The organism is Dysgonomonas sp. 521 (genome assembly GCF_010501055.1).
Classification (GTDB): domain Bacteria; phylum Bacteroidota; class Bacteroidia; order Bacteroidales; family Dysgonomonadaceae; genus Dysgonomonas.
The window spans coordinates 13,318-33,810 of the sequence record NZ_QVMO01000074.1; the positions used below are offsets into that span (position 1 = coordinate 13,318).

The 20,493-nt window shown below is 41.1% G+C and carries 17 protein-coding genes and 1 pseudogene; 2 read left to right on the forward strand and 16 right to left on the reverse strand.

The features are described 5' to 3' along the window. The 5 genes and pseudogenes from D0T84_RS22625 to polA form a co-directional block, all read right to left on the reverse strand. Window positions 1–247: pseudogene (locus tag D0T84_RS22625) on the reverse strand (hypothetical protein); the annotation flags it as partial. A 21-nt stretch (window positions 248–268) separates the two neighbouring features. Next, a complete protein-coding gene (locus tag D0T84_RS17305; RefSeq protein ID WP_163309117.1) occupies window positions 269–712 on the reverse strand; it encodes a YqaA family protein in 444 nt (147 codons plus the stop codon). After that, a complete protein-coding gene (locus D0T84_RS17310; protein WP_163309103.1) occupies window positions 705–920 on the reverse strand; it encodes a hypothetical protein in 216 nt (71 codons plus the stop codon). The genes D0T84_RS17305 and D0T84_RS17310 overlap by 8 nt, the downstream gene beginning before the upstream one ends. Before the next feature lie 6 nt (window positions 921–926). After that, the gene (locus D0T84_RS17315; RefSeq protein ID WP_255495445.1) at window positions 927–2,516 is read right to left on the reverse strand and encodes a hypothetical protein; all 1,590 of its coding nucleotides are present in this window, start codon (window positions 2,514–2,516) and stop codon (window positions 927–929) included. 172 nt (window positions 2,517–2,688) lie between these two features. Continuing rightward, a complete protein-coding gene (gene polA, locus D0T84_RS17320; RefSeq protein WP_163309119.1) occupies window positions 2,689–5,484 on the reverse strand; it encodes a DNA polymerase I in 2,796 nt (931 codons plus the stop codon). 278 nt (window positions 5,485–5,762) lie between these two features. On the opposite strand from polA, the gene D0T84_RS17325 reads away from it, so the two are divergent. Further along, window positions 5,763–6,734, forward strand: a complete 972-nt coding sequence (locus D0T84_RS17325; protein WP_163309120.1) for a polyprenyl synthetase family protein — start codon at window positions 5,763–5,765, stop codon at window positions 6,732–6,734. Window positions 6,735–6,806: 72 nt separating this feature from the next. Here D0T84_RS17325 and D0T84_RS23060 read toward each other — a convergent pair whose 3' ends face one another. From D0T84_RS23060 to D0T84_RS17335, 3 genes are all read right to left on the reverse strand, one after another. After that, entirely contained in the window at window positions 6,807–6,941 is a 135-nt protein-coding gene (locus D0T84_RS23060; RefSeq protein WP_255495167.1) for a hypothetical protein, read from the reverse strand. A gap of 350 nt (window positions 6,942–7,291) precedes the next feature. Next, window positions 7,292–10,288 (reverse strand): FISUMP domain-containing protein, encoded by a 2,997-nt coding sequence (locus D0T84_RS17330; RefSeq protein WP_163309121.1) that lies wholly within the window; start codon window positions 10,286–10,288, stop codon window positions 7,292–7,294. Between the two features lie 46 nt (window positions 10,289–10,334). Next, the gene (locus D0T84_RS17335; RefSeq protein ID WP_163309122.1) at window positions 10,335–12,101 is read right to left on the reverse strand and encodes an FISUMP domain-containing protein; all 1,767 of its coding nucleotides are present in this window, start codon (window positions 12,099–12,101) and stop codon (window positions 10,335–10,337) included. Between the two features lie 243 nt (window positions 12,102–12,344). Here D0T84_RS17335 and D0T84_RS17340 point away from each other — a divergent pair, with 243 nt between their 5' ends. Then, window positions 12,345–12,602 carry a hypothetical protein gene (locus D0T84_RS17340; protein ID WP_163309123.1) on the forward strand — a complete coding sequence of 86 codons (258 nt, stop codon included), beginning with the start codon at window positions 12,345–12,347 and terminating at the stop codon, window positions 12,600–12,602. A 1,007-nt stretch (window positions 12,603–13,609) separates the two neighbouring features. On the opposite strand, the gene D0T84_RS17345 is transcribed toward D0T84_RS17340, so the two are convergent. The 8 genes from D0T84_RS17345 to D0T84_RS17380 all read right to left on the reverse strand — a co-directional run bounded on the left by D0T84_RS17345 (window position 13,610) and on the right by D0T84_RS17380 (window position 19,940). Further along, window positions 13,610–14,260: an HAD family phosphatase gene (locus D0T84_RS17345; protein WP_163309124.1), complete on the reverse strand. Its 651-nt coding sequence runs from the start codon at window positions 14,258–14,260 to the stop codon at window positions 13,610–13,612. A gap of 350 nt (window positions 14,261–14,610) precedes the next feature. After that, a complete protein-coding gene (locus D0T84_RS17350; protein ID WP_163309125.1) occupies window positions 14,611–15,408 on the reverse strand; it encodes a M48 family metalloprotease in 798 nt (265 codons plus the stop codon). Between the two features lie 36 nt (window positions 15,409–15,444). Next, window positions 15,445–15,873, reverse strand: coding sequence for a GNAT family N-acetyltransferase (locus tag D0T84_RS17355; RefSeq protein WP_163309126.1), 429 nt, complete (start codon window positions 15,871–15,873; stop codon window positions 15,445–15,447). 27 nt (window positions 15,874–15,900) lie between these two features. Continuing rightward, window positions 15,901–16,722: an alpha-1,2-fucosyltransferase gene (locus tag D0T84_RS17360; RefSeq protein ID WP_163309127.1), complete on the reverse strand. Its 822-nt coding sequence runs from the start codon at window positions 16,720–16,722 to the stop codon at window positions 15,901–15,903. Continuing rightward, window positions 16,719–17,822, reverse strand: coding sequence for a redox-regulated ATPase YchF (gene ychF, locus D0T84_RS17365; protein ID WP_163309128.1), 1,104 nt, complete (start codon window positions 17,820–17,822; stop codon window positions 16,719–16,721). The genes D0T84_RS17360 and ychF overlap by 4 nt, the downstream gene beginning before the upstream one ends. Window positions 17,823–17,943: 121 nt before the next feature. Continuing rightward, a complete protein-coding gene (locus tag D0T84_RS17370; RefSeq protein ID WP_163309129.1) occupies window positions 17,944–18,633 on the reverse strand; it encodes an SGNH/GDSL hydrolase family protein in 690 nt (229 codons plus the stop codon). 22 nt (window positions 18,634–18,655) lie between these two features. Next, a complete protein-coding gene (locus tag D0T84_RS17375) occupies window positions 18,656–19,198 on the reverse strand; it encodes a hypothetical protein (RefSeq protein WP_163309130.1) in 543 nt (180 codons plus the stop codon). A gap of 1 nt (window position 19,199) precedes the next feature. After that, a complete protein-coding gene (locus D0T84_RS17380) occupies window positions 19,200–19,940 on the reverse strand; it encodes a GDSL-type esterase/lipase family protein (protein ID WP_163309131.1) in 741 nt (246 codons plus the stop codon). Window positions 19,941–20,493 lie beyond the last annotated feature (553 nt).

Here is a 20,493-nt window from a genome sequence, read left to right on the forward strand (position 1 = left end):
GAAACGGGATGTTGTCCGAGCCGCAGGCGAGTTTCGTCCCGTTTAGCCGGCCAGCCGTTGGTGGGTCGCCGAGGGACAAAGCACTAGCCTTTTGCTTACTTTTGGGCAATGCCAAAAGGAAGCAAAAGCCCGGGAGGGCGCGGCAGTATGAGCCAATGCTAAAAGGTTTAAACCATGATGGTTTTTGTGCATAAAATAAAAGAACACATAATATAAACAAAACGAAATACTGATTCGCATTATTCATAAGATAAGACAATAACCTATACTAAATAATCCAGCTTACCCCGTACATAATCAGTACATAGCGTATAAATTTACCCGCAAACATACTTACATTTACAATATATACATTGGCACGCATATACCCCAATGCCAGAGCAATAATATCGCCTACAACAGGCATGAAACTAAAAAAGGCCATCACGGCTCCTTTACCTTCAAGCCAATGCTGCATTTTATCTATCTTTTCTTTCTTTACTTTCAGGTATTTTTCTATCCATTCTATTTTGCCCAGCCTGCCCAGATAATAGTTTGTCATTCCGCCCAGCCAGTTTCCCACCGAGGCTATAAGAACACATGTCCAGCTATTCAGCCCGGCGGCCAGCAGCCCGGCAAAAACAACCTCAGAACCAAAGGGCAAGATGGTAGCAGCAAGAAAAGACGCCAGAAACAGACCTATATAGCCATATTCTACAAAGCCATCAAGCATTGTTCAGCTTATAGAATATATAAATTGCGAATCCGACAGCAAAAATACATAAGCCTATACCCAGTTTTTTAACCCATGATTCAGTTTTCAGGCTTTCTTCATCGTATTTGGCTCTCCGCATCAGCGAACGCGGGTTAACGATCATTACAATACCGAAAATCAACATGAAAACCGGATATATAAAATCAATGTTAGAAAGATGACGCATAACGTGTTATGTTTTAAGATGTTTCTTTTTTCTGTTTTTGAGAAATATATATGCACATAACGCAAATATAGTCAGAATAGTTGTATAAAAACCGAGCTTTTGTATTAAAGTTCCTTTATACCAAGCCTCTACCCTACCCGACTGATCTACAGGAACCTGTACTAGCCCGTGACTGCTTTGGGTAACAGGGATTTCCTGCCCGTTCAGCGTAGCTGCATAACCTTTATAGTATATCAACGGGAGCTCGAGGCTGTCTTTTGTATTAATACTGATATTAAATCCTGTGAGGCCTTTAGCTCTGGTAAAGTCTGATATAACAATTGTATCATTTTGTGCTTTTACACTATCGCCGCGCTGATGGATATACTTCATATCAGGCACTTTGTCAGGAAGATATTCCATTCCGCCCAGATGATAATTGTCCCTCACCGTAGCTTCTTCCAATATATCACGTGTGCAGCGGTAGTTCTGATACATTTTAGAGTCGTTTGCAAGCATAATAGCGATAAGGACAGCTATTGCCCCACAACCAACCAAACGTCTCTTATTCGTCTTCAAAAGCCGTGAAAAATAGTACCCTCCCGCTATGGCAAACAAAAATCCGGAAAATTCAAGAAGCCGCCACGGGAACTGGATAAAATCCAACAAGCTAAAAGGGAACGTAGTCCAAGGGAAAAAGAATGAACAGGCTACAATAAAAACCAATCCTACAACAACTCCTATATCAAGGCTTCTCAGCTTATCCGATTTTTCATATACAAACAGCCGTAGTGCGATAGACGCAGTAAGTAATAAACCCACCCCGGCAATAAACGCCTGTTCGGTAATGGTAAATCCAAGGAACATACCCCATACAATCCAATGCGGAGGATAGAGCGCACCTTGCACCCTCGTCATTATCTCCCTGGTCTGGTAATAAAAAAGGTCGGAAAGCATCTGCTCTGCCATCGGGAAAATATAGTAACTGGTAACAACAATAGTCACTACTCCCGCCAAAACCAGATATGCTATACGCTTAGGCTCTTTCAGCAAAGGCTTGTAATAAATAACGAGAAATATAAGCATGGTCACAAACATCAGTACTGACGATATCAGATGAGTGAAAATCATCAGGCTGTAACCTATGGCAAGTATATACCATTTCTTATAATCCCCCTTGATTATATGATACAATCCCAGAAAGACAATGGGAATAAATGTAAATGATATAACCTCGGCTAACGATGCCCTGTGATATATATCGAGCAACCTGTAAGATGAGAATGTAAACAACAGCGCCCCTACAGACGCGGCAAATTTGTCTTTATAAACGTAATTGACAGCATAATAGGTAAATGTACCGCATAAAACCGTCATCGTAAAAATCAGTAACTTATAAGCGAAAGCAGCATCCGTAAAATTCCCAATGAATGCAAAAGGTATAAGGATAAGATCGGGATAAAAGGCTTTCGTAAAATAACCATAACCGTTTATAGCTGTATAATCAAGATAATATGGCCACGAATGGTCTTTTAAGGCATCCATCAGAGCCTGTAAACGCCTAAAATGAAAGAAAAAATCCTGCCCCGGGCATAATGGCTCATAAAGAAACATCATAAACGAGGACAGAAAAATTAACAAAGCAAAAAATAGCCAAAAATGGTATCTTTTGCTTTGTTGTACTTTATCCAGAAGATTTTTCATATACCAAACCTAATTTTCGGTAAAGATAATCAGAAAGATTTAAGGCCACAGGTGTATTTATTATTTTTAATAACTGCTGACTGATTCAATGCGCTTCAAGCCAGTTCTTTCCTTTACCACAATCTGCTTTTAGCGGCACAACCAACTTGTAAGCATTTTCCATCTCCTCTATCACTATTTTCTGCACTTTATCCAACTCGCCGTCAAGTACATTGAAGTTTAATTCGTCATGAACCTGAAGAATCATTTTTGAACGGATATTTTCTTTCTCAAACCGCTCAAAAATACGGTTCATAGCCACTTTGATAATATCGGCGGCACTTCCCTGTATTGGAGCATTTATGGCATTACGCTCGGCATATCCGCGTACGGTGGCATTGCGCGAATTAATATCCGGCAGGTAGCGCTTACGCCCGAAAACAGTTTCTACATACGTCTTTTCACGGGCATCCGCAATACTTTTATCCATATATTCCTTTACCTTCGGATAGGTTTCAAAATAACCATCTATAAGCTCTTTGGCTTCGCCACGCGGGATAGACAAACGTTCTGCCAAGCCAAACACCGATATGCCGTAAATAATGCCGAAATTGGCCGTTTTTGCCTTCCGGCGCATATCGCTTGTTACTTCGCCAATCGGTAGTTTATATATTTTAGCGGCTGTAGCGGCATGGATATCCTCTCCGCTGTTGAAGGCTTCCACCATATTCGGGTCCTTGCTCAGATGCGCCATGATGCGCAACTCTATCTGGGAATAGTCGGCAGAAAAGAATACAGACTCGTCATCGGCAATAAAAGCTTTACGGATTTCCTTACCCTGTGCTTCGCGGATAGGTATATTCTGCAGGTTCGGATTGCTTGAACTCAGACGGCCAGTAGCAGTAACAGTCTGATTGAAAGAAGTGTGAATCTTTCCATCTTTAGGGTCGACAAGCTGTGGAAGAGCATCGATATAAGTGCTCAGTAGTTTTTTCAGCCCTCTGTATTCCAATATTTTGCCAACGATAGGGTGGGAGTCCTTCATGCTTTCCAGTGTTTCCTCGCTGGTTACATATTGCCCTGTTTTGGTTTTCTTCGGCTTATCCACTATTTTCAGTTTATCAAACAGTACTTCGCCTACCTGCTTCGCCGAATTGATATTAAATTCAGTCTCTCCCAGTTTATATATTTCAGATTCTATAGTGTGCAATTCAAGCGTCAGCGTTTTAGAATATTCGCCTAGCGCCGCAGTATCGAGCCTTACGCCTGTATATTCCATATCGGCGAGCACATAAATCAAAGGCAATTCTATATCATACAGCAATTTACCTAAATCCTGCTTCTCTATGGCCTTTTCCAGTATGCTCTTTAGCTTCAGGGTCACATCCGCGTCCTCGCAGGCATAGTCGCAAACCTGCTTGGGACTCAAGGTACGCATATTCAGTTGATTCTTGCCTTTTGCACCAATCAGCTGATCGATATGTATCGTCCTGTATTTCAGATAGGTTTCAGCCATATAATCCATATTGTGTCTCAATTCGGGATTGATAAGGTAATGCGCGATCATCGTATCGAACAATTGCCCGCGTACATGTATATCATATTTCTTAAGCACGATAATATCATATTTTATATTCTGCCCTATTTTCAGTATCTTGTCGTTCTCAAAAAACGGACGGAACCGTTCCGCTAAGTTCTTCGCTTTTTCAAAATCATCAGGAACAGGAACATAATAGGCTTCTCCCTCGCTGAAAGCAAAAGACATGCCGACAAGTTCGCTTACAATAGGATCCACACTTGTGGTCTCTGTATCGAAGCAACAGGACTCCTGCCCCGAAAGTACCTTTATCAAATTAGCTATATCTGTTTCGTTATCAACCAGATGATAAGAGTGCGGCACATCTTTCAATTCCTGTAAACCATAATAGTTAACATTGTCCTGTGACGAATCGGCAGGGGGTAATAACTCTGCGAACAAATCTCCCTGTATAGCTTCATGCGTAGTTGTATTGCGTACAGGATGCGCAGGCGTACCATCGGTTTTCAGTACCCTGTTGATAAGTGTCCTGAACTCAAGTTCTTCGAATAGTGCCGCTATCTTGTCTGCATTGATTTCCCTGCGCTTAAATTCATCTTTATTAAAATCGACAGGTACATCGATCTTAATCGTTGCGAGGAATTTAGAGAAAATAATCTGTTCTTTATTTTCTTCCAGACGCAGTTTCAACGTTCCTTTGATTCCGGATGTATTTTCCAGCAGGTTTTCGATTGTACCGTATTCTCTCAATAGTTTCTGCGCCGTTTTAGGGCCTACACCGGGACAACCCGGAATATTATCGGACGCATCCCCCATCAGTCCAAGCAAATCAATCATCTGCAAAGGAGAGGAAAGTTCATATTTCTGCATGATGGCCTTAGAATCGAGCACATCAAAGCCCGAACCTGCAAACTTCGGTTTGTACATGAATATATGATCGGACGTAAGTTGCCCATAGTCCTTATCAGGTGTCATCATATACACATCGAAGCCCTCCTTTTCGGCTTTCTTCGCAATCGTTCCTATCACATCATCGGCTTCATAATATGGTACTTCAAGCTCTTTGATGTTATAGGCCGCTATAATCTCCTTAATGATAGGTACTGCCGCCCGTATATCTTCGGGCGTTTCCTGTCGCTGGGCTTTGTATTTCTCGTAGGCATCGTGACGGAATGTCCCTCCGGGAGGATCGAAAGCCACGGCGATATGCGTGGGATCTTCTTTGCGGAGAAGTTCTTCCAATGTATTTACAAAACCAAATATGGCAGATGTATTCTGACCTTTCGAGTTTACTCTGGGATTCTTAATGAATGCGTAATATGAACGGTATATCAGTGCATACGCGTCTAGTAGAAATAATTTCATCGGGATTATCTGTTAAATATGCGGAAAGTTACGGAAAAAGTAGATAACTACAAAAGAGCGGAAAAGAGTAGTTTCTGAAATGAACGATTGTCATGGCTGGCTTAACCCGCAATCGCCTCCTCTATTTTTGCCATATACGATGATATGCTCTAATAAATTTAAATTTTACAGTTTTATACAAGAAATTCATAAAAACTCTGTTAATAGCATGTAAAGTTACAGATATATAATGCTGAAAACCGAAATATTCTTAAATTTGCAATTCAACAAAACACGATATGGATAAGAAGCTCTTGATAGCTAAACCGGTAACGGAAGAATTAAAAAAATTCAATACATATTACAAAGATTCTGTTTTTTGCAATAATGTAAGGATTCAGGAAATCATAGACTACATCATGAAATCGGACGGAAAAAGAATCCGTCCTACTTTGTTGCTACTGGCGGCAAAGGCATGCGGCGAAATAAATAATATCACATACAACTCGGCGGTAACGATAGAACTCCTGCACACAGCTTCGCTCATACACGACGATGTGGTGGACGAATCGAAAATAAGGAGGGGCAGGGCATCGCTAAATGCAATCTATGATAATAAGATGGCGGTGCTGGCAGGCGATTATTTCCTGTCTACAGCCCTGATAAAAAGCGTACTGACAGGCAATATGGAAATCATATCCAATATATCGGATCTCGGACGCGACCTTGCCGAAGGAGAACTGAACCAGCTATCGCTTGTAAAAGAGTTGATTATAGATGAAGATGAATACTTTGAGGTAATAAAGAAGAAAACAGCCTCATTGATGTCGGTATGTATGCGTATAGGAGCCATGTCGGTGGGAGCTTCGGAAGAAGAGGTGAAGAAGTTTGCACGCCTTGGCGAACTATTCGGCCTGTGCTTCCAGCTTCGTGACGATATATTCGATTACTTTACCGATGCTATAGGTAAACCCACAGGCAATGATATACGCGAAGGAAAAATAACGCTGCCGCTACTATATGCCATCAAAAACGCTCCGGAAAAGGAGAAAAAAGAGATATTATCCATCGTATTTTCTTATAACTATACAAACGAAAATATTCAGCATCTGATTTCCTACGCCAAAAATAATGGCGGGATAGATTATGCATACCAAAAGATTGAAGAATTTAAGGAACAGGCTGAAAAAATTATAGAAACCGTACCAAACCCCGATGTACGTGAAGCACTCGAAGCCACAGTGGATTATATTATAACCAGGGCATATTAAAAAACATATCCAAGCCCTCCGCTTCATTCGTCCCCTTTAGCAAAAGGGACGTTTGCATTTTATATCTTTTAACTAAGTACATGACAAAATTTTATATCCTGCTGTAGGGGCATCCCCTTGTGGGTGCCCGTAAACGATGACAAGCGGGCAGGGACAAGCCACTGCCCCTACATCGTCTCCAAATCGTGTTTGAATAATTTTTGTCATGTACTTAGATCTTTTAATACAATTAACAAATTGTACAAAAGGCAAAATATATACTGTCCTGTCTTTCAGACAGTGGTTTCTAAGCTTTGCAATTTTCGCAGGCCGATGACCCAATGTCTTCAAGCTAAGGCTGAAAGCCTTTATTATTTCAGCCCTGATCTTTGGTTTCATAATCCTTAAGTTGATGACACTGGACCGATAATCTTCGGTTATAAGTTTGAATTCTTCCGTACATGACTGACCACTGCCCTAAAAACCCTACAACACAAAAAAGAGCGACCTGTAGCCGCTCCCTTTTTAATTAACTAAGTATGTCTGTTTTTGGAATTATTTATCTTCTACGCAAATAGTTAAAAAGTTCGGACACAACGCGCATTGCTGGCAGTGTTTTTAAAACCTGCAAATGCATATCCAGAGCCAAAATTCCAGATGGTCGCTATGTCTTCATCATGTTCAGTATTACTCCAGTAAGGAACACTACGAAAATTATCAGTACCAGATGCAGAAGTAGGCTGTGACGACAGGTCGTTGTGTATAGACTGGATTGCGCCCAACTCGGCAAGTGTAGGCAATCGCCAACTGCCCATAACCTGATAAGGAGCAGCCACGTAACCGTTATTGATAGAACACGCGGATGTATTGAAAACAGTATTCCATACAATGTCGCCTGGAGCATCTTTTTTATAGAAACAGACATCCTTACCAGTAGCAGTAAAGAAATTTTTAACGACTTCAAAGTCTTCATGAGCACCCATATATGAGTATGGGGCTTTTGGTACATACTCGCCACCTAGAGCCAGATATCCCGGACAACAGGTACAATCCTGCACCGATACTTTCAGTTCGAGGTACTTGTCGTTTGTTGTGACACCTGTAGCATCGGCATTGTATACCACATACAGCATCGCATTCAGGGCATTGTTACGGTCGCGTCCGCCTGCACCACCCAGCGACTGATCGTTGTTCAAGGTGGTTTTGTATTTCACGGTTACCGTAAATATACCTCTCAGGTTGGTAGCTGTCTCCCAAGTCGTGCTTTTAGGGGTAATGCTTTCAATTACTAACCCTGTCTGGTCTACGGCATAGAAGCGTATCTTACTTACTTCCACACCGCCGGCTATGTTATCAAAAGTATAGTCTTGAGTGTTCCATTCTTCTTGGGAGAAGTCCGCTTTCTGCGAGGCACGGTTGGCCAGCGTGCCACAACCTCCCCCTTCGTTGGTTTCCACCACGTCAAAACAAGGTATACCTTTGAAGACTCCTTCTCCCAGCGGCAGAGTACTAGGTGACGATATCACCGTCACATTCACAGAGGCACTCAATATGTTGCTGCTACAATCATTACCCACCATCAGCCAGTAGTTGCCTGCATCGGCAGTGGTACAATTATCGATGGTAAGGGTGGCCGAGGTAGCGCCTGTAATAGCTTTATTACCCTTGTACCATTGGTATGAGATAGTAGCAGTGGCATCGGCACTAGCCGGAGTAACGGCATCCAACTGCAGTGTTATGGTCTGACCGGCAACATAAGCTGTTATACCCTTAACAGTAACATCTGTAATGGCTTCACATTGCTTCGGCGGGGTGTATCCATTTTCCTTTACGCAACGTACCGACAAACCAAAAGTACGATGATTATGATTATTTGGATTAACTTTTGCTCCTGGTCCATCGAGATATAACTGATATACATCCCTCCAATCATGTGTGGTTGACCAATAATATCCATATTCATTTTTGCGGTTGTTTTCCCCAGTGTCATATTCCCTTTTACCCGCAAAAGGCAGATTAAGTGCCATGCCTACTATATAGCTTTTGGCAGAGCTTCCGTTTATTCCCCAGTTGTTGGTTAATGTGTTGTCTTGTGGCACTCCGTCCCCATCGCCTGTAGGCTTGTATATGGCCTGCCATTGCTTTTGGCTGGGAACTTTCCATCCTGCGGGGCAAGGATCGTTTTTGGCTTTTGGCTGGTTATAATTATTTATTGATCCTTGTACAGGACTACTTCCGTCGCCCCATAGTGTATTTAGTAATCCGGGATACCAGTGCATGGGATCGTCCTTTTGTTTGATAAATTTCCCGTAACGGGGATTACCCCATGCTATCTGCCCATCGGCATCCAGGTCGGTTAGACCAGCAATACCATTTTCTTCCGAGTCGTCATCGTTTGGGTATCTGGGACTGTTTCGTTTTTCGTGTCCGTCGGCCTTGCGCCCCCACTGGTAGAGGTCGCCCCATGTACGGCACGGGTCGGTTTCATATTCCGCTCCCAGGTTTACATGGGCAAAGGTCAGCGGAGGCAGGGTATTGCCATTTTCGTCCACGGCATTCAGGTTTATCGGCGCCAGGCCGTTGGCATCTATCTGTACGCCCACTACCAGCACGGGATATGGAGCAGATTCTGTCGCTGTGCAGGCATTGCTTGCCTTGCAGGTTATATTCACAAGCTTGGTTCTGTTACCTAGCGCATCGGTTTCCAGTTCGAGGTCTCTGGGGCTGAAAGAGAGTGTCTTGCTTGTAGCCCCGCTGATAGGTACGCCATCCATCAGCCACTGGTAAGATGTGGCGTTAGCATCAGGTGTAGCCGTCAGTTTCAGGGTTTGGTAATCGAACATATAAGGTGTGCAACCACCTATCCCCACCGTAGTGATAGGTGTACAAGGCTGAACATCTGTAAGCGTTATCGGTACTTCCTGAGATGAACAGTTATTTACCATTATCTTATAAATATTATCTCCTACCTTACCTGGTGTTACTATTATCGTATTTCCCTCAGTGAAAGTCTTGCCACCATCGAGGCTCAGGCGCTTGATAGCTGCTCCGGTACCTGTTACAGTAATAGTGACCGGCTCGCCTACCACATAGCCAGAAGTAGGATTGAACGTAATGTCTATGTCGCTCACTCCGGGGTTACATGGGTCGTAGTCGTCAGGGTCGTCACCGCCGCAGTCCTGTGCTTTAAACCCGTCTCCATCGCAATCGCATGGTTCGATACATTCGGGCTTTGAAGAATCCTCACAGTTGGCAATCCATGTCAGTCCGTTCCAGTATTCTACACACCGGGTATCTGTGTTGAAGATGGTCAATCCACGGCCTTTAAGGATAATTTCGTCCTTAAACTTCTGGGTAGCCTGCAATTCGTTACGTTTGAGTGTTGTTAATTGCGGTAGCCGAAGCCCACCTTTATCGTTGGATACTATTTCCAGTATGGAAAAATCCTGTGGTGCGTCTCCCGATCCCACGGTTACCTGTGCTTTGGCAAAGGGACAAAGCAGCATCAGGGCTATCAGGACGGTCAGTAACCGCCACCGGGTCGCACTTTGGTTTTGTGTCTTGGTTGTTTTCATAAATTATTAATTAATTTTGAGTATTATAGAATTTTATTGATTGTGTTTATTCTTTTACGCACCGTACGGAGTAACCATCTACACGGCCATAAGTATAGCCGTTCGGGTAAACAGTCCCCGAGCCGCTGAAGGCAAATGCGGACGAGTTGACACCTTCAAGAGTGCGGACACTACTACTCCAGTAATTGCCGCTGGTACCAACTCTATTCATCAAATCGGTAGTGCCTATACGTTCACCGCCAGCAGGCAGATAAAGAGCATCTGCTATTTTGTAACCACTGGCACTGTTAGTTGTAAACGGACCCAGTTTAATCCATGTATTTGCCTGATTGGGTGAAGTCCCAATGACACCATTAGCTTTACCCCCAATAAAGATTGCACTCAATTGTTTCTGGCTGGGCACTTTCCAGCCTCTTGGGCATGGATTGTTGTCAGGCATTGTCCAGGTAGGGTTGTATTCCTGAGTATTATTACCCCAAAGGTGTTGCTCTGTACTGCGCCAGTCGTAAGGATTCTTTGTATTCTTTATAAACTTACCATATTTGTCGTTACCATATTTTACCTGTCCATTGCTATCCAGCTCATCATCCTGGGCGATAGTGGTATTATCACCCTCATCCGATAGCGGCCATGTAAGTGATGTCCTTTTCTGGTGCCCATCTGCTACCCGTCCCCACTGGTAGAGGTCGCCCAGCATATTCTTGCAGGGGTCGGTATCGGTTTCCGCACCCAGGTTGGCATGGGCAAAGGTCAGCGGAGGAAGGGCATCGCCGTTCTCGTCCACGGCATTTACGGTAATGGGGTACAGGCGGCCATCGCCATCTCCGGCATATACTACCGTTACGGTGTATTCGTTAGACTTCACCATGTTGCAGGCATTGCTTACCTCACAGGTTATTTTTATGTCTTTCCATTTGTTGCCCAGCGCATCGGTATTCAGCTCCATGCCTCTTGGCCTGAGGGTAAAGGTATCGCCGGTCGCACCCTGCACAGCTACGCCATCTATATACCACCGGTAAGATGTGGCTGCCGTGCCGCCGGACTTTGTGGCTGTCAGGTTCATGGTCTGGTAAGTAAACATATAGGGCAGGCAACTGCTTACCTTTGCAGAAGTGATTTTGGTACAGGTTTTAGCCGTAATATTTACGGTCACCGTTTGTGTAGGGCAGTTGTTTACCATAATGGTATAGCTGTTCACTCCTACTTTGGCCGGATTAACGGTTACGGTATTTCCCAACGAGAAGGTTTTCCCACCATCGAGGCTCAGGCGCTTGATAGTTGCCCCTGAGCCGCCTACGGTGATAGTTACAGGCTCGCCTACCACGTAGCCTGACGAAGGGGTGAGAGTGGTTGTTATGCCTGTTATTTCGGGGTCGCAGCCGTCTTTGTCATCGGGGTCGTCACCGCCGCAGTCCTGCGACTTGAATCCGTCCCCGTCACAGTCGCATGGTTCTATACATTCGGGCTTAGCGCTGTTTTCGCAGTTGGCAATCCAGGTCAGGCCGTTCCAGTATTCCACGCATTTGGTGTCGATGTTGAAGATGGTAAGCCCGCGGCCTAGCTCGGCTTTGATACCGGTAAATCCGGTATGGGTGGTAATGGCATCGCGTTGCTCGGTGGTCAGGTGTGGCAATCGCAAGCCACCGCTTTCGTTGGATTCTATTTCCAGTATAGAGAAGTCCTGTGGAGGGTCGACAGCTCCTACCATTACCTGCGCCCTTATCAGGGGGCTGAAAGCCAGAAAGACAGTAATAACGGCCAGTAGCCGCCTGCCTTTGTGTAGATTCATTGTTTGTACCTTGGTTGTTTTCATATGATGTTAATTTGATAAATCCCTTGCCCACCTTAATGGGAAAGGAAAAAGAGAAAATATGTTATTTGAAAGTTAGAGTCTGTTTAAATTTTATAGCAAATCTTTTTTATAGTTATTTTTAGATGGATTTTATCATTTTTGCTAGCAGGTTTAGCGGGCTAAACCAAGAGTAAAAAGGGTGAAAGACGCTAAAAATTGCTAAGAACTATTGACCTGAACCTGTAATAAAAATTTTCGCTAAAATTGAAACAGGCTCTTAGTATATTAGCAAATGGAACCACCCCGGCCAGCCTCCCCAAAAGGGGAGGAGACAGGCAAGATGGAAAGGTGAATAATTACCTCACCCCTACCCTCTCCTGTGGAGAGGGAGAAGCAGAGGCTTTGTTTATTATAGTTAAGTTTATATTTGGCTTGTCCGCCTCGCGCTACCTCCCCATTCGGGGGAGGCAGCAGGGGATGTATTACGGGGAGGGATTCTTTTACTACTTTCACAAGCGATAAAAGACCGATTGAAAACAAATAAGACAAAGTTGAAGACAAACAAGACAATACTAGTACTTCCTCCCCGGAAGTTATATACCGAACCGGATAAAAAAAACATTTTCCGATACGGTTTGTTTTATTTTTTAATATATTTGCTGATGTGGGAACTTGTATAACGAATCTGCTAAGCATGGTGTGTCCGGAAAAGAAAAAACAGATGTTAATACATGCCATTTTTCTTTCCGTTTTGTCCATACCTAGATAAAGTGTACCGTCCCAGTACCGCTCCTGTAGTTGTAAATACATATTGTTTACTCCTTATTACCGCCTGTTTTCCACCAGTGACGGAAAATGTCTTTTGTCATTATCCTGTCTGTCTCTTTATAAGTGACAGACAGAGGAATTAACATATTGTATTATGTTAATTTACAGATAATTACAAAGGTGAAAAACAGAACGAAAATAATTGTAAAACAAATTGTAAAACATAAAACGACAATTTTCGCTCTTTTCTTACAATATAAGTTACTCTTTTACAGATAAATAGATTGATTTTGGAGGCCTAAAATAGCCTTTCTAAAATTTTCATTTGTAAAACATTTGTAAAACATCTGTATATCAGAATATTAAGAACAGGTAAGGAACTTAAAAAAAGGATATAAAAAAATGTTAAAAAAGTATCAAAAAGTCTTTACAGAATAGACTATAAAATGGTATTAAGGCGTGATTTAGAAATAATTGTCCGTGAATAAGCAATAAATTCGAAGATTGGATACTCTATATTTGCAGTCATAAGATTAACGAGCCTGTCTGTCACTTATAAAGAGACAGACAGTTTTTTTCGAAATAATCATGTTTACAAAAGTAGATAAACTATAGTTTCAATAAGGGTTTAAACAAATTTTAACCTCTCTACTGGCTATGAAATTTTTCAGATAGTATTCCAAATTTGTTATTTTTCGGTAATAAAAAAAGAGTACCTCAAAAGAGATACTCTTCAAATATATTTTATTTCATCCAGACTCTTAGCTTAAAAGGGATTTTAATCCGTCCATATCTGTAAAATCAGAAACTACGCCATAGGTATAATCTTTCAGGAAGTCGGCCGATAGGGTAGTGGCTACACCTATAACACGCATAAAAGCATAGGTAGCCGCTTTAATCCCCGTAAACGCGTCCTCGAATACGGCACATTCGCCCGATTGTACACCCAGATTCGTTTTTGCCAATACATAACCCATCGGGTCGGGTTTGCCTTTCTTAATACTGTCTGATGTAATAATGGTATCAAATGTATCTTGTAATGATAGTTGATCGAGCACTACCTTTACCTTACTGGTTGGCGAGCTGGTAACCAATCCTATCTTATAATTCTCTTCCTTCAAATATTTGATAAAATCCAGAACACCGGGAATAACCACGTTTTTATAATCTATGCTCTGCTCCATACGCGAACAAGCATCTCTTATGGCCTGCTTCTCTTCCTGTGTAGAGATAGTAAAGTAGAGCTCAATAATAGAGTTCAATGTCATCCCTTTTATTATGGCAGAAAAATTATTTATTTTCAATTCGTTATCCTGAGCTATCTTACTCCAGAAATTGTCATAATCATGTTCCGTGTCTACTACAACGCCATCCAAACCAAATAATACGGTGGTAATTTTACTTTTTGCCATTTTTATTTTATTAATATTATTAGCAGGCTCTAAGAACCTGTTTAAATTTTAGCGAAAATTTTTATTATAGGCTCTTGCAATTCATTCTTAGCAACTTTTTTATCCTCTTTTCCCTTTTTTACTCTTGGTTTAGCCCGCTAAACCGGCTAGTAAAAATGATAAAATCCATCTAAAAATAGTTATAAAAAAGATTTGCTATAAAATTTAAACAGGCTCTAACAAAAACTAAACAAAGTAAGATATTTTTTCCGGGCAATCAAACTTGTATTCTATAAAAAATCCTTCATACAAAACAAAAACGGGAAACACCAATGAGTGATCCCGTTTCTTAAACCTGTTACAGGCTATAATTATTTCTTATATTCCTTTTTGTATTTAGTTTCCAGCTTATCTGCCCTCTTACCGCTTTCGGGGTGACTAGAGAATAATTGTTTAGCTTTACTCTTGTCAACGCCTGCATCGTCAGACAATTTCTGGATAACACGCAATGCTGTTACCATTCCCATAGGGTCTTTACCACTTTTTTTGAGGAACTCATAACCATAATCATCAGCCGCATATTCAGCTTTCTGAGAAAATTGAGCGCTTGCAAGCGATTCGCCAAGTGCGCCTAATTGAGAATCGGTCAAAGCTGCTGCCGCACCACCTGTAGAACCTACAGCATCTTTAAGTGCTGAAGTAAGCAACGCTTTTTTGAACGCGTCCTTAGAGTCTTTATTTACGATATGACCAACTTCGTGACCAACGATACCCAGTATTTCATCGTCTGTCAACAGCTCCATAAGCCCTGCAAAAACACGGATACTTCCGTTTGCGCAAGCAAAAGCGTTCTGGTCTATTACATAATAAGCCTGAATGTCAAGATTTACATCGGATGGCATAGAAGCTTTTATTTTTTCGAGACGGTCGGCCACAGCTTTCATTCCCGGATCTGAGTCGGTTGTCTTACAAACAGGATTGTGAGCATCCATCCAGTCGATATATTCCTGGCAGTACTGTGCAATTTGCTCATCGGTAAGCGTTAAAGCCTGAGCGGTTTTTTTAGCGGCATCTATATGCTTTTTATTAATTTTCAGTCCACCGAGTTGGGCATTTGCCGTTAAAGAGCACGTTAAAACAAAGGTTAACGCAATTAGTAGTTTTTTCATAAAAATAATGTTAGGTTAGTATTTTAATTCAGAGTATTAATGTTTCTCCAAGTGTAATATCGGATAGCCTTTTCCTTCCCCGTCATATTCATCCCGTCCTACTTCTTTAAATCCGAGATGGTAATAAAAATTCAAAGCTTGTGTATTTTGTTCGTTCACATCTACTTTCCGCGCGTTTAGCTTATTTATGGCATAGTCGAGTAATATTTTCCCTATACCTGTACCTCTGCAATTATTGTCTACAAAAAGCATTTCTATATTATCGTCGCTAATACCCAGAAAAGCTTTTATAACACCTTCTTCATCCCTGTAAACATATAACGACACATGCTCAAAATAGATAGGTATGTGAGACTTATAAAAGTCGAAATCTTCATCTGATAAGAAATCATGAGTAGCCTTTACCGCACTTTCCCAGATATCTATCAATACGGGGTAATCTTTTTTGTCAGCAGAACTAATCATCTATATATTACTCATTTAAATTAAACATTAGTCAATATCAAGGATATTTCCGTTTTCAAAGGTATTAAAAGATATTATTCTGGAAAAATCGGAAAGCATTAATTCTTCATCTCGCGACATTAAATAGCTAACAGGAACCTTACCATAAAATGAAGCCCACTGGGAATAAGAACTTGGTGGCCCTATTATGTAATCACTTTTGGATAAGGCATATAAGTCTTTTGCACCCGAAGAATCAGGTATGGAAAAACAATCCAATCCTTTAAAATCAGCCGGATTAATTTTTTCATTCGAACAAAGTAAAAACTTAACTTTTTCTCCTTTTTCCAGTAACTGCTTTTCAACGCTTTTCATTGCCCGGCGATACTCTTCATCCGAAAAATAATAGATGCCGTTGAGCCACTCTTTATAATCCCCCCTGCGTATATGTACGCCAACTATAGTGAATCCGTCCAGAGATGAAAATAACTCATCTACGGCGGTTGTCGTATCAGCTTTAAAATCGAAAACAGGGCGTATATTATCCGATTGTTTGACCACTATCCCTGCGTTCCCGAGACGGTTAGACCAGCCCTCTATCAGGTTGATACCAAACAATTTTCTTAGAATATTCGATTTTCCGTTTTGTATATATCCTCTTGCTTTAAGAGAAAGAAAAAGCCTTTGCAAGAAGTTACGCGACCGGAAACGAACGTATGGGTTCTTATCCAGATTATCGAAAAGAGCCGAATATTCATCAAAATTAACAGCCAGAACTTTCTCTTTGTATTCTAACCCGTAAGCTATGGAAGGAAGCAAAGACCATATCCTGTTGCACAACTGGCCGGGAGAATCATAGTTTATGATCATACATTAAATCTAAAATGCATAATGTCGCCATCCTGAACAATATATTCTTTACCTTCCACATTCATTTTACCCGCCTCTTTTACGGCTGCTTCCGAACCCAGCGTAACGAAATCGTTGTATTTAATTACTTCGGCACGGATAAAACCTTTTTCAAAATCGGTATGTATCACACCCGCACATTGTGGCGCTTTCCATCCGGCAGTAAATGTCCATGCTCGTACTTCCTGCACTCCGGCTGTAAAATAAGTCTGCAAACCGAGAAGTTTGTATGCTGATTTAATCAGACGCGCAACACCGGATTCTTCCAGTCCTATTTCGGAAAGGAACATCTCACGTTCTTCGTAAGATTCAAATTCAGCAATCTCAGATTCTATCTTAGCTGCTACAATAAGAATTTCGGCATCTTCTTCTTTTACAGATTCACACACCTGATCTACATACTTGTTACCCGAAACAGCGCTTGCTTCATCTACGTTGCAAACATACATTACAGGTTTATAGGTAAGAAGATATAATTCTTTAGCTATCTTTTCGTCCTCTTTATTATCAAACTTTACAGTACGTGCCGATTTTCCCTGTTCGAGGGCTTCTTTAAATTGTACCAGAATGTCATAAGCACGTTTAGCATCCTTATCTCCACCTGTCTTAGCCTGCTTTTCCACCTTCTGGATACGCGACTGTACTGTCTCCAAATCTTTAAGCTGGAGTTCGATATCTATAATTTCCTTATCGCGCACAGGGTTTACACTACCATCCACATGAGTGATATTATCGTCATCGAAACAGCGTAATACATGAAGTATGGCATCCGTCTCGCGTATATTGGCAAGGAATTTATTGCCTAATCCTTCTCCCTTACTGGCACCTTTTACAAGCCCGGCAATATCTACAATTTCTACTGTAGTAGGTAGAATACGGTTAGGCTTTACCAGTTCGGCCAGTTTATTCAGCCGTTCGTCCGGAACAGTGATAACACCGACATTTGGTTCTATTGTACAAAAAGGAAAATTAGCCGACTGTGCTTTAGCGTTCGATAAACAGTTGAAAAGAGTAGACTTACCCACATTAGGGAGTCCTACAATACCACATTGTAATGCCATTATTTATATAAATTATTTTTTCAGGGTACAAAGGTAGTGAATTTTCAGTTAACTGCTATCAGTCAACGACTGACAACTAAGGTTAACAACGATATCTACTCTTACGCTTCAAAATTTATATTTACTTTATTATACTATCTATCATTGATTTAGCTGCCGTTTCCATTATTACGTAGCCTTCTTTGGTAGGATGTACCCCGTCATAGCTAAAGTTGGCTTTCATAGCATTACTTTCGTCACACATCAGCGAAAAGTAATCGATATATACAAAGCCTTTCGCTTTGGCATAAGCTTCTATATTTGCATTCAGAGCCATTATCTTTTCAGGTACATTTTTTATTTCCTTCCGCCACGGATATTCTCCGGCAGGGGTTACAGACGAAAGAATTACCTTTATCCCGTTAGCATCTGCCAGTTCGGCCATCGACTTTATATTACCGAATGTAAAATCAGCATCGTAAATACCCGTATTCTGTGCTATATCATTCGTCCCTATATTGATAACTACGGCAACAGGCTTAAGATCAATTACATCTTGACGAAAGCGGGATAATAGCTGCGGACTGGTTTGCCCTCCTATTCCCCTGCCTATATAGTTATTCGATTTGAAAAAATCGGGATGTACATTTACCCATCCTTCTGTAATGGAATTGCCTATGAATACTACACGCTTCTCTCCTTTGGCCGGTGCAGGCAAAGCTGCATTTGCCTCTGCATATCTTTCCAGGCCTATCATCTTATTATACTCCTGTGCCCTGGAAAACAAAGAGAAAAATGAAAGGAAAGACATAACTAAAATTATTTTTTTCATGATAATTATTGATTTGATCTTATTAGAAACTAAATGAATATCCCACACTATAAAACAAATTGTCGCCATAAGGTGAATACTTGTCTTGTACAACATCATACTGTATCATGGCAATCATACCCATAAAGCGGAAACCGCCTCCTACAAGTACCGAGGGTACAAACTTATTCGTTTTATACGTTTCCCTGCCATAATCTACCGTCTCCCACATACGGCTGGCCTCCGGCTGTACACTCAATACAAGAAAATCGGCAGGATAGATACGTCCGAACAGGTTAAAACTTACATAATGACGGCTCCATTTATAATCATACTCCTTCTCGCGAAAATAAGTATATCCAAGCCCGGCCCCGGCAGCAAAATATTTGGAAAAATTATAGCCTACCTGCGGAGAGATACCGACAGCGGTATAATCGCCAAATTGCAAATTGAAGTTACCGCCAATAGTCAATCTGGACGGGTCGAATCCCGAATTTGATTTATAACTGCCTCCGTACGTTCCATACTGAGAGTATGCCAGACCTGTGGTCAATATAAAAGATAGAATTAAAATTAACTTTTTCATATTATTCAGTTTTATCAGTTTGTTTCAATACTTCATTAATAGCATTTTGCACCAATGGCTCCATTATTTCTTTATATCCTGCTTCGTTTGGATGCAATCCGTCCAGTGAGTAAGCTGCGTTCATACCGTTTTCACTATCGCGCATGGGCGTATTATAGTCCAGATAATAATATCCCCTTTCTGTAGCATAAGCCTTTATACGTTCATTCAGGTCGTCTATTTTTTCAGGAACTTCTTTAATAGGTTCCCATCCATGCCCCTTGCAAGGCAATACGGAAGATATGATTACTTTTATACCGTTTAGTTCGGCCAGTTCGGCCATCGATTTTATATTGTTCATTGCAAAGACGGGATCATACACGCCAGTTTTTTCGCCTATATCATTTATTCCCGCATTTATCACAACAGCTTTAGGGTGCAGGTCTATTACATCCTGGCGAAAACGAAGAAGCAATAATGAGCTTGTTTGTCCGCCCTTGCCTCTGCAAACATAATTATTGTCTACAAAAAACCTGTACCTCAGATGTACCCAGTTTTCGGTAATGGAATTCCCAATAAATACAACCCTGTTTTCGTCAAATTGGGGGGCTTTCAGCTGGCTGTTTGCCCATGCATAAGCATTCAGTCTGAAAATATCGTTGTTCAGCCTGTCTTTATATAACCGGAAACCAACGTATGGTACCAGTATAAGGTTAGCTAATACAGAAAGGACAAAGACAGTATATAATAATTTCTTTTTCATTTATTGTATTCAATTTATTGTCGTATTCTTAATTATGAAGCAACCATAAAAAGTAACACACATGCAAAAATACTTATTTATCTCATAATCAAATACTATTTTGTTAAAAAGTGACAAAGGTAACACTTATTTCATTGTTTTTTTAATGTTACTTTTTCTCTTATGGATTATACCCTATAATAGATAAAATTATAAAAAATTAAGTAACTGTTTAAATTTTATTCGTTCAAATTTTTAGAGATGTTTTATTCTTTCTTGAAACGATAATAGCGGGCTATTTACATACGCTTCGCTCCTGTGACCGTTGGTTGAGTTGATAGAAAGGAAAAAACAGCCGAAAACAGCCGAAAAATGAACGAAGAAAAAGGTATAATAAAATATTCGTATAAAATTTAAACAGTTACTTCTATGTTGTAATCCAAATATTCGGAGTATTATTTTTCGTTTTTATTTTTTTTCATAAAAACAACTACATTTGTATCAGGAAGTTGAAGAGGAAACAGGCTCTGCTGGGGAGCAACTTGTCAGCAATACACTTCCTGCGTTACGCAGT